Source organism: Arthrobacter agilis (genome assembly GCF_002953615.1).
Lineage (GTDB): Bacteria > Actinomycetota > Actinomycetes > Actinomycetales > Micrococcaceae > Arthrobacter_D > Arthrobacter_D agilis_B.
In genome coordinates this window covers 38,979-48,105 of record NZ_CP024915.1, presented here as the reverse complement: position 1 = coordinate 48,105, position 9,127 = coordinate 38,979, and the positions used below count along the sequence as shown (strand labels likewise).

The 9,127-nt window shown below is 68.0% G+C and carries 9 protein-coding genes; 3 read left to right on the top strand and 6 right to left on the bottom strand.

Annotation, left to right across the window (positions count from 1 at the left end; genetic code table 11):
- Positions 1-36: 36 nt before the first annotated feature.
- The 6 genes from CVO76_RS00220 to CVO76_RS00195 are packed head-to-tail and all read right to left on the bottom strand — an operon-like array spanning position 37 to position 6,425.
- Positions 37-756: a sulfite exporter TauE/SafE family protein gene (locus tag CVO76_RS00220; protein WP_208740276.1), complete on the bottom strand. Its 720-nt coding sequence runs from the start codon at positions 754-756 to the stop codon at positions 37-39.
- Positions 753-1,805 carry an ABC transporter ATP-binding protein gene (locus CVO76_RS00215; protein WP_208740275.1) on the bottom strand — a complete coding sequence of 351 codons (1,053 nt, stop codon included), beginning with the start codon at positions 1,803-1,805 and terminating at the stop codon, positions 753-755. The genes CVO76_RS00220 and CVO76_RS00215 overlap by 4 nt, the downstream gene beginning before the upstream one ends.
- Complete coding sequence (locus CVO76_RS00210; RefSeq protein ID WP_208740274.1) at positions 1,798-2,847, bottom strand: ABC transporter ATP-binding protein; 1,050 nt, start codon at positions 2,845-2,847, stop codon at positions 1,798-1,800. Before CVO76_RS00210 ends, CVO76_RS00215 begins: the two co-directional genes overlap by 8 nt.
- Positions 2,844-3,884 (bottom strand): ABC transporter permease, encoded by a 1,041-nt coding sequence (locus CVO76_RS00205; protein WP_208740273.1) that lies wholly within the window; start codon positions 3,882-3,884, stop codon positions 2,844-2,846. The genes CVO76_RS00210 and CVO76_RS00205 overlap by 4 nt, the downstream gene beginning before the upstream one ends.
- A gap of 8 nt (positions 3,885-3,892) precedes the next feature.
- Complete coding sequence (locus tag CVO76_RS00200; RefSeq protein WP_133080195.1) at positions 3,893-4,819, bottom strand: ABC transporter permease; 927 nt, start codon at positions 4,817-4,819, stop codon at positions 3,893-3,895.
- Positions 4,820-4,850: 31 nt separating this feature from the next.
- Complete coding sequence (locus CVO76_RS00195; RefSeq protein ID WP_208740272.1) at positions 4,851-6,425, bottom strand: ABC transporter substrate-binding protein; 1,575 nt, start codon at positions 6,423-6,425, stop codon at positions 4,851-4,853.
- Between the two features lie 292 nt (positions 6,426-6,717).
- Here CVO76_RS00195 and CVO76_RS00190 point away from each other — a divergent pair, with 292 nt between their 5' ends.
- From CVO76_RS00190 to kdgD, 3 genes are all read left to right on the top strand, one after another.
- Entirely contained in the window at positions 6,718-7,665 is a 948-nt protein-coding gene (locus CVO76_RS00190) for a 2-hydroxyacid dehydrogenase (RefSeq protein ID WP_208740271.1), read from the top strand.
- A gap of 27 nt (positions 7,666-7,692) precedes the next feature.
- Positions 7,693-8,091, top strand: coding sequence for a universal stress protein (locus CVO76_RS00185; RefSeq protein WP_133080192.1), 399 nt, complete (start codon positions 7,693-7,695; stop codon positions 8,089-8,091).
- Between the two features lie 156 nt (positions 8,092-8,247).
- The coding region (gene kdgD, locus CVO76_RS00180; protein WP_208740270.1) for a 5-dehydro-4-deoxyglucarate dehydratase at positions 8,248-9,127 on the top strand (880 nt) is incomplete at its 3' end.

The following is a 9,127-nucleotide window of genomic DNA, read 5'->3' as shown; positions in this document are numbered from 1 at the left end:
TGCCCCTGGTGAATGTGGTCCGCGCGGGCCGCTGATTCAGCCGAGCACGAGTTGGCCCAGCAGGAGGACGGCTCCCAGGGCCGACACGGTCAGCGCGAGGAGTCGGAGCCGGGCCTGGTCCAGGAACCGGTTGAGGTAGCGCGAGGCCACATATCCGGCCAGGACGACCGGGACCATCCACAGGGCGAGGAGCAGGATCTCCCGGGTGATCGCGCCGGCGATCGCGAGGCCGCCCAGCGACACGGCGCTGCCGACCATGAAGAAGGCGCTCATGGTGCCGCGGAGCCGTGCGCCGTCGAGCTTCTGCCAGATCAGTGCCATGGGGGCACCACCGATGGACGTGGCGGTTCCCATCACCCCGGACGCCGCTCCCGCCGCGATGAGGTTCCTCCGCCTGGGCGCCGGTGTCCACCCCAGCACGGCGAACGCGACCCCTGACAGGACAGCGAGGGCCACCAGCAGCGACAGACCCGGGCCGGGGAGCGCGACGACGAGGAGGACCCCGGCGACGCTGCCCGGGATGCGTCCCACCAGCGCCCACCCCGCCCCGTGGAGATCGAGGTCCACGCGCTCCCGGATGGTGACCAGCACGGTGACGATGAGCGCGAGCAGGATCACCGTGCCGGGCAGCAGCTGCGGATCGACGAGGGCGATCACCGGGGCGGCCAGCATGCCCATGCCGAACCCGATGGAGGCCTGGAGCGCGGTCGCCGCGAAGATCACCGCGCCGATGAGGGCGTAGTCGGCGGGGCTCAAGGGGTCGGGGTGAGCTCCCCACTCCGCACCCGGATGGTGTCGAGCGGGAAATGGCATTCCGACAGGTGCAGGGGGCTGCCCGGCGCCTGGTCCGCAGGGGGTGCCTGTTCGGCGCAGATGTCCTGTGCCTGCCAGCACCGCGTGCGGAAGCGGCAGCCCGATGGCGGATCGAGCGGGGACGGTATCTCATCGCGGAGGATGATCTTGTCCCGTCCCGCGGTCGAGCGGTCCAGCCGGGGCGAGGCGGAGGTGAGGGCCGCCGCATAGGGGTGGCGGGGGCTGTCGAACACCTCCTCGGCGGTTCCGGTCTCGATGATGCGGCCGAGGTACATCACCGCCACGCGGTCGGCGACGAAGCGGACCACCGAGAGGTCGTGCGAGATGAAGATGTAGGACACGCCCAGTCGTTCCTGGAGTTCGTTGAGCAGGTTCAGGACCTGCGCCTGGACGGAGAGGTCCAGGGCGGAGACGGGCTCGTCGAGGATGATGACGTCCGGGTCGAGCGCCAGTGCGCGGGCGATGCCGATGCGCTGGCGCTGGCCACCGGAGAATTCCTGCGGGGATTTCCGCGCGTCCGAGGGGCGCATGCCCACCAGGTGGAGCAGTTCGTGGACCCGGGCCTCGCGATCCTTCGACGAACGGTACATGTCCCGGTGCGCCCGCCATGGCTCGGAGATGATTTCACCGGCGGTCATGCGTGCGTTCAGCGACGCGAAGGGATCCTGGAACACCATCTGGACGCGGCGCCGCCAGGCCAGCAGTTCCTTGCCATGCATCGCGAAAGGATCGGTGCCGTCGAACAGGACCGTGCCGGCATCGGGTCGTTCGAGCATCATCAGCGTCCGCGCCAGCGTCGACTTGCCGCACCCGGACTCCCCCACGAGTCCGAGGGTCTCGCCACGGCCGAGCGTGAGGCTGATGCCGTCCAGGGCACGGAGGCGGTTGTTGCCCGAGGGACTCTTGGCGACGTGGAAGGTCTTCGTCACGTCCCTGACCTCCAGCAACGGCGACTGCTGGTCGCGGACGGCTCCGACGAGTGTTTCAGACATGCGCGAGCTCCTCGCTGAAATGGCAGGCTGCCGCCTGCGCGACGGTGCCGGGATGGTGCACGCCCGGTGCGGCAGTGGCGGACGCCGGACGGACCGGCAGCAATTCGGGCCGGGTGATCCTGCAGACCTCCTGCACCAGCGGGCAACGGGACTGGTAGACGCACCCCGAGGGGACGTTGTGCAGTTCCGGGGGGTTCCCGGGAATCGAGGACAGAGTGGACCCGCGGACGGCGTCCACCGGCACGGACTCGAGCAGGCCCCTGGTGTAGGGGTGGCGGGGATTCGCGAAGACCTCGGCCACGGTCCCCGTCTCGACGACGTTCCCGGCGTACATCACGGCGACCGTGTCCGCTTCCTCGGCGACGACGGCGAGATCGTGGGTGATGAGGACGACCGCGAGGTTGTTCTCCTCCCGCAGGCTCCTGAGCAACGCCATGATCTGGGCCTGGATGGTGACATCCAGGGCTGTCGTGGGTTCGTCCGCGATCAGCAGGCTCGGGTTCAGGGCCACCGCCATGGCGATGAGGATGCGCTGGCGCATGCCGCCCGAGAACTGGTGCGGGTACGCGTCGACCCGGGACTCCGGTTCCGGGATGCCGACTCTCTGCATCAGTTCGACGGCCTTGCTGCGTGCCTGCCGGGCGGAGAGTTTCTGGTGGATGCGGAAAGCCTCACCCAGCTGGGTCCCCACCTTGTAGACGGGGTTCAGGGCCGTGAGGGCGTCCTGGAAGACGATGCCGAGCTGGGGACCGGCGACTTTCCGGCGCTGCCGCGCCGTCATGGTGGCGAGGTCCTGGCCGTCGAGGATCATCTGGCCCTCCTCGACCTCGGCCACCGGGTCGAGGAGGCCGGCGATGGCCTTCGCGGTCATGGACTTCCCGCATCCGGACTCGCCCAGCAGCGCCAGGGTCTTCCCCGCCTGGGCCTGGAAGCTGACATTGTTGACCGCCCGGACGGTTCCGCGCGGTGTGCGGAGCGTGACGGACAGCCCCTTCACGTCCAGGACGGGGCTCGGGGTGGATGCCGTATCGATGGTGCTCACTTGGTAGCTCCCTTCAGGGCCGTACCGAAGCGGCGGCCTCCACGTGTGCGGGGTAGCGACAGGCGCCAGCGCTGGGCGGGGTCCGTGGCGATGCGCAGCCAGGCCGCGAGGATGTTCGCAGCGATCGTGGTGATGACGATCGCCAGACCGGGGAAGATCGAGAGCCACCACGCCGTCTGGAGGTACTGGCGGCCCTGGGACACCATCAGGCCCCAGCTGACATCGGGTGACTGGATACCGATGCCCAGGAAGCTCAGGGACGATTCGGCGAGCATGACGTAGCAGAACTCGAGCGTCGCCAGGGTCAGCAGGGTGGGCAGCACGATCGGGATCACGTGCCGGCCGATGATGGCGGTCGGTCTGGAGCCGAACGTCCGGGCCGCATCGACGAACGTGCGGCTCTGCAGCTCAGCGGATTCGGCGCGCGCCGTCCGGAGGTAGATCGGGATCCGGGTGATCGCCAGGATGAGGATGATGTTGCCGAGGCTCGGGTTGAAGACGTACAGCACCACGACGGCGAGCAGCAGCGACGGGAAGCTCATGATGACGTCGGCGATCCGCATCGAGATGGTCTCCCGCAGGCCGCGGTGGTAGCCGGCCCAGACTCCCCACAGTGAACCGATGACCAGGGCGATCCCGACGGCGGGAAGCGCGACGGAGATGGTGGTCCGCGTCGCGATGACCAGGCGGCCGAGCATGCTCCGGCCGAGCGAGTCGCTGCCCAGGACATACCCCCAGCCGTCCTCGAGCGAGAACGGCGGCTTGTTGGCGGCCAGCAGGTCCTGCCGGGTGGCGAGATCCCCGACGAGCATCGGCCCGAAGACCGCAACGAGTCCCACGAACACCAGAACCAGCGCGGCGAGGGTCGCGAACTTGTCGCGCAGCAGCAGCCGGAAGAGGGACAGCTTCTTGTCCCCCAGGTCCTGTGCCGTAGGCGCCGGGACCGGGGGGACATCCGCGGCCGGAGCGGTGGCCGGCGCGGGCGGGTCGGTCTCGGGATGCTGGTGGCCTTCGGGTTGCAGCAGAGGCGTAGCCATGGTTCCTCCTAGGCCTTGACGGTGGGTCGGACGCGCGCGTCGAGCAGTGCGTAGCCGAGATCGATGAGGATGTTCAGGACGAAGATGGCAATCGCCGTGATGAGGACCGCTGCCTGCAGGACGGCGAAGTCCCGCTGGAGGATGGAGTCGATCATGAGCTTGCCGATGCCGGGCCACCCGAAGATGGTCTCCACGACGACGGCGCCGTTGACCAGGCCCACGGTCAGGTCGCCGGCCACCGTCAGGGCAGGGGCTGCGGCGTTGCGGAGGGCGTGGTGGCTCACGACCCGCGCGTCACTGGCCCCCTTGCTGCGGGCGAGCTTGATGTAGGGCTCGGAGAGGGCCGACACCATGGCGCCGCGGACGATCTGGACGAGCACGCCGAAGGGCCGCAGCATGAGCGTTGCGATCGGCAGTATCCACGCCTCCCCACCGCTGACCCCCGACGTCGGGAGCCACCCGAGGGTGATCGCGAAGATCCAGATCCCGACGATGGCCAGCCAGAAGTCCGGGATGGACGCGGCAGCCATGGACACGAAACTGGAGATGCGGTCGGCGATCCCGTTGGGCTTGAGCGCAGCCCAGCATCCCACCAGCACCGCGGCCACGATGGCGATCACCATCGTGGTCGCGGCGAGCTGCAGGGTCGCGGGGAACGCCCGGAGCGCCATCGCGGCGGCGGGCTCCCCCGTGCGCAGCGATTCACCGAAATCGAGCCGGAGGACGCCCCCGAAGTAGTCCGCCATCTGGACCAGCAATGGCTGGTCCAGGCCCTGCCTGGCCGTGAAGTCCGCTCGCATCTGGTCGGTCGCATTCAGCGGCAGGTAGAGGCTCGCGGGATTGCCGGTGAGCCTTGCGAGCGCGAAGACCCCGACAACGACGACGACGAGCGGCAACAGGCTGGAGATGATGCGTTTTCTCAGGTAGACGAGCATGATTCCGTCCTCGGTCCGGTGAAGGGTGTGATCAGTTGGCCGGGGTCATCTCGGACAGGCGCAGCTCGTCCCCGGAGGAGGAGTTCGGCTCGTAGTCCACGTTCGCGGATTTCCCGATGATGCCGGTCTGGTGGGCGATCGTGGCGAACTGCACGACGTGCTCGTTCTGGTAGCCGAAGACCTCCTCGTAGGCCGCCTGACGGTCCTCTCCCTCGGTCAGCCCGGCGTCCGCGATGAGAGCGTCGAATTCCGGGGTCCCGAACGTGCTCTGGGCTCCGGTGCTGAGCATGTACTGCTCGACGGTGAACGCTGCGTCTCCTGCCTGGTTGCCGTGCTGGACCAGGAGTGCGATCGGGCCTTCGTTCGTGACGAAGGGCCGCAGCTGGTACTGGAGGTGCTGGGAGGTCTCGACCGTCTTGAGCTCGACGTTGAGGCCGGCCTGGCTGAGCTGTTCCTGCAGGACCTGGGAGAGCTCCGTGACCTTGGGGAACTGCGCACTCCGCACGACGAGGGTGATCTTCGTGTCCACGGGGACACCGTCGGCCTTGGCCTCCGCCACCAGCTCCTTGGCGCGGTCGAGGTCGAACGGCCAGGGTTCGAGGTCCTCGTCGTGACCCACGATGCCCGCGGGGACGAGCTGTGCGGCGACCTTGTCGGTGCCTTCGTACAGGCTGCCGACGATGGTCTCCTTGTCGATGGCGTAGTTGATGGCCTCCCGGACGCGGATGTCGTCGAGCGGGGCGATGTCGCCGGTCAGGCGCAGTGCGATCGTCTCGTTGTTGGGGTAGCTGACCCCGAGATCGCCGACACCGTCGTCGGGCCCGATGCCCATGGCGACGTCCGCCTCGCCGCTGGTGATCATCGCGGCGCGAACGGTTCCTTCCGAGCGCCACTGGTACTCGGCCTTCGAGTAGGCCGGGGCGTCTCCCCAGAAGTCCTCGTACGCGGCGAGCGTGATGCGCTGGCCGGCATCCCACTGCTCGATCGCGTACGGCCCCGTTCCGATCGGCTCGCGGACCTTCTCCGAGGTGCTGGTCGATGTCGGGACGATCTCCACGAAGGACAGGCGCAGGGGGAGGATGGGGTCCGGCGTGGCCGTCGTCACGGTGAGCGTGGTGTCGTCGACGGCTTCGACGACGAGGTCGTCGTCACCGAAGACGTAACCCTCCACGTTGCACCCGAGATCCGAGTTCACCGCCCGGTCGATCGTGAAGGCGGCGGCTTCCGCGGTTAAGGGCGTGCCGTCATGGAAGGTGACGTCGTCGCGGAGCTTGAAGGTCCACTCGGTGTCCGAGGTCGCCTCCCACTCCGTGGCGAGCAGGGGCTCGAGGTCGCCGGTCGTCGGATTCCGTTCGACCAGTGGCTGGGTCACGTTGGACCGGACGACGACACCCGTGGAGGTGAGGTTCGCCTCGCAGGCCTCCAGGGTCGGCGGCTCCTGGGAGAGGACGACGCGGATGGTGTCCGATGCTGCTGCACCGTCACCTTCGGCTTGTTCCGAGTTGGCGACGGAGCAGCTGCTCAGGAGGAGCGCGCTACCCACCGCGACGGTCGAAAGGATGACGGGATTCGATCGCAGGGCGTGCGATGCAGAAGAAGACTTCATTGGTTTCCTCGGGTGTGTAGCAGGCTGGTGTCTGGGTGCCTGTGCTGCGGGATCCGCCCGAATGGACGACGGCCGTGCTGGTCCTAGAAGCATGGCGAGAGGCCCCAGACCCGTCAAGACGCCCGAAATGCGCCGATTCCAGCCGGAAATGCCCCCTCGGGCTGTGATCGGCGCCACTCATCGCCGCCATTCCGCGGATCCCGCCATCGATCTCACCATCCATGCCTCCGAGGTATCAGATGATGCTACTTTCGTGTTGTTAGTGCATCGATACAAAATCTAGTCTCGTTTCATGACAGTCCAGAATGCAGTGCTGCAAGTGGGTCCACTCATGCCGATGGTGCAGACCGCGATCACCCGCGACCACGACGCCCTGCAGCTGCCCGCCGGCGCGGGCAGGAGCGCGTTCCTGGCCGACCACGCGAGCAGCATCACCGTCGCTGTCACGTCAGGCCGCACCGGCGTGGGCACGGACCTGATGCAGGCCCTGCCGAACCTCCGCGCAGTGATCAACTTCGGCGTCGGCTACGACACCACCGACGTCCAGCAGGCCGTCGAACGGGGTATCGCCGTCAGCAACACACCGGAGGTCCTCAACGACTGCGTGGCCGACACGGCGCTGGCACTCTACCTCGACGTGCTGAGGGGAATCAGCGCCGCTGACCGCTTCGTCCGCCGGGGCGACTGGCAGACGAAGGGCAACTTCCCCCTCGCGACCCAGGCAAGCCACCGCCAGGTCGGCATCGTGGGCCTCGGAAGAATCGGGTCGGTCATCGCCCGACGCCTCGAAGGCTTCGACTGCACGATCAGGTACCACAATCGGTCGGAGGTGACCGGCAGTCCCTACGAATACGTACCGTCCCTGCTGCAGCTCGCCCACACCTCCGACGTCCTGATCGTCGCCGCCGCAGGGGGCGCCTCGACGCACCATCTGATCGGGGCTCCCGAACTCAGCGCCCTCGGGTCACGTGGCTACCTGATCAACGTCGCGCGCGGAAGCGTGGTCGACCAGAGTGCGCTCGTCAAGGCCCTCACCACCGGCGCCCTGGCAGGAGCGGGACTCGACGTCTTCGAGGACGAACCCGCGGTGCCGCCGGAACTGATGGCCCTCGAGTCCGTCGTCCTCCTTCCGCACCTGGGCAGCGGCACGCACGAGACCCGTGCCGCCATGGCCGACCTGACCCTGAAGAACCTGCGGCAATACCTCGCGGACGGCACCCTGCTGACACCCGTGACCTAGACCGATCCGCTATCCCAGGAGCACCGCATGCGCATTCTTGTCGGCTATGTACCAACGGACGAGGGCAGAACCGCCGCCCTCGCCGCCATCAGCGAAGCGCTCCTGCGCAGCTGCGACCTGCTCGTCGTGGGACCGGCAGCCGATCAGCAGACGCCGGAGGCCGACGCGGAGATCCGCCAGTTGCTGGCCCAGGCCTCTGCCGCCGGCCCGACAGCCCGCCTGCATCCGCTCCGGGCCGACGAGGATCCCGCGGACGCCCTGATCGATCTGTCCTACGAGGACGACGTCGAGCTGGTCGTCATCGGGGTGCGGCGGCGCTCCCGGGTGGGAAAGCTGTTCCTGGGGAGTACCGCGCAGCGCGTCATCCTCGAGGCCGGGTGCGCCGTGCATTCGGTCAAACCGCGGCTGCGCGACGATAAACAGTGATGCACCGAAACAGGTCCCTGCCCTCCATCGATACCCGTCGGGTATCCGCGGATGCGAAGCCGGTCTTGGACACCCTCGTCCGGCCATCCCTACGCTGAACCCATTCCACCCCCCCCTCCCGGCGCACTGCAGCGCCGCATCCCAAAGGACATCCCCGTGGCTCCACTGAATCCGGCTGAACTCGCGACGACCGTGAAGTCCGGTCTGCTCTCCTTCCCGGTCACGCACTTCACGCCGACCCTCGAATTCGACGAGACGCGCTACCGGGAGCACCTGGCCTGGCAGTCCGGCTTCGACGTCGCCGGGCTCTTCGCTGCGGGCGGCACCGGCGAAGGGTTCTCGCTCACCACACAGGAACTCGACACCGTCGTCCGGGTCGCGGTGGACGAGGTCGCCGGCAAGGTCCCCGTCATCGCTCCCGCGACGGGCGGCACGTTCTCGGCCATCGAGCACGCCCGGGCTGCCGAAGCAGCTGGAGCCGACGGCATCCTGCTCATGCCGCCCTACCTCACCGAAGCGGACCAGGCCGGCCTGATCGAACACGTCAGCGCCGTCTGTGCCTCGACGTCCCTCGGCGTCATCGTCTACAGCCGGGCCAACGCGGTGCTCACCGACGTGTCCGTCGACATCCTGGCGAGCCGCAATCCGGCCCTCATCGGCTTCAAGGACGGAATCGGCAACATCGAACAGATGTCCCGTATCTACGCCCGCGTCGGGGATCGTCTCATCTACATCGGGGGCCTGCCGACGGCGGAGACCTTCGCGCTCCCGCTGCTCCAGCTCGGCGTCAGCACCTACTCCTCCGCCATGTTCAACTTCGTCCCCGAATTCGCGCTGTCCTTCTACAAGGCGGTCATCGCCCAGGATCGCACCGCGGTCTACGAGAAGCTGAACGACTTCGTCATCCCCTATCTCGACATCCGCGACCGGGTGAAGGGTTACGGGGTGTCGATCATCAAGGCCGGCCTCGATTGCGCAGGGCGCGACGGCGGGCCCGTCCGGCCGCCCCTGCAGAATCTCACCGAGGCCGACCGCG

Excerpts from the sequence above, each read along its gene's own strand:
- CVO76_RS00215 (WP_208740275.1), bottom strand. The coding sequence starts at position 1,805 with ATGTCTGAAACACTCGTCGGAGCCGTCCGCGACCAGCAGTCGCCGTTG.
- CVO76_RS00205 (WP_208740273.1), bottom strand. The coding sequence starts at position 3,884 with ATGGCTACGCCTCTGCTGCAACCCGAAGGCCACCAGCATCCCGAGACC.
- CVO76_RS00200 (WP_133080195.1), bottom strand. The coding sequence starts at position 4,819 with ATGCTCGTCTACCTGAGAAAACGCATCATCTCCAGCCTGTTGCCGCTC.
- CVO76_RS00195 (WP_208740272.1), bottom strand. The coding sequence starts at position 6,425 with ATGAAGTCTTCTTCTGCATCGCACGCCCTGCGATCGAATCCCGTCATC.
- CVO76_RS00190 (WP_208740271.1), top strand. The coding sequence starts at position 6,718 with ATGACAGTCCAGAATGCAGTGCTGCAAGTGGGTCCACTCATGCCGATG.
- CVO76_RS00185 (WP_133080192.1), top strand. The coding sequence starts at position 7,693 with ATGCGCATTCTTGTCGGCTATGTACCAACGGACGAGGGCAGAACCGCC.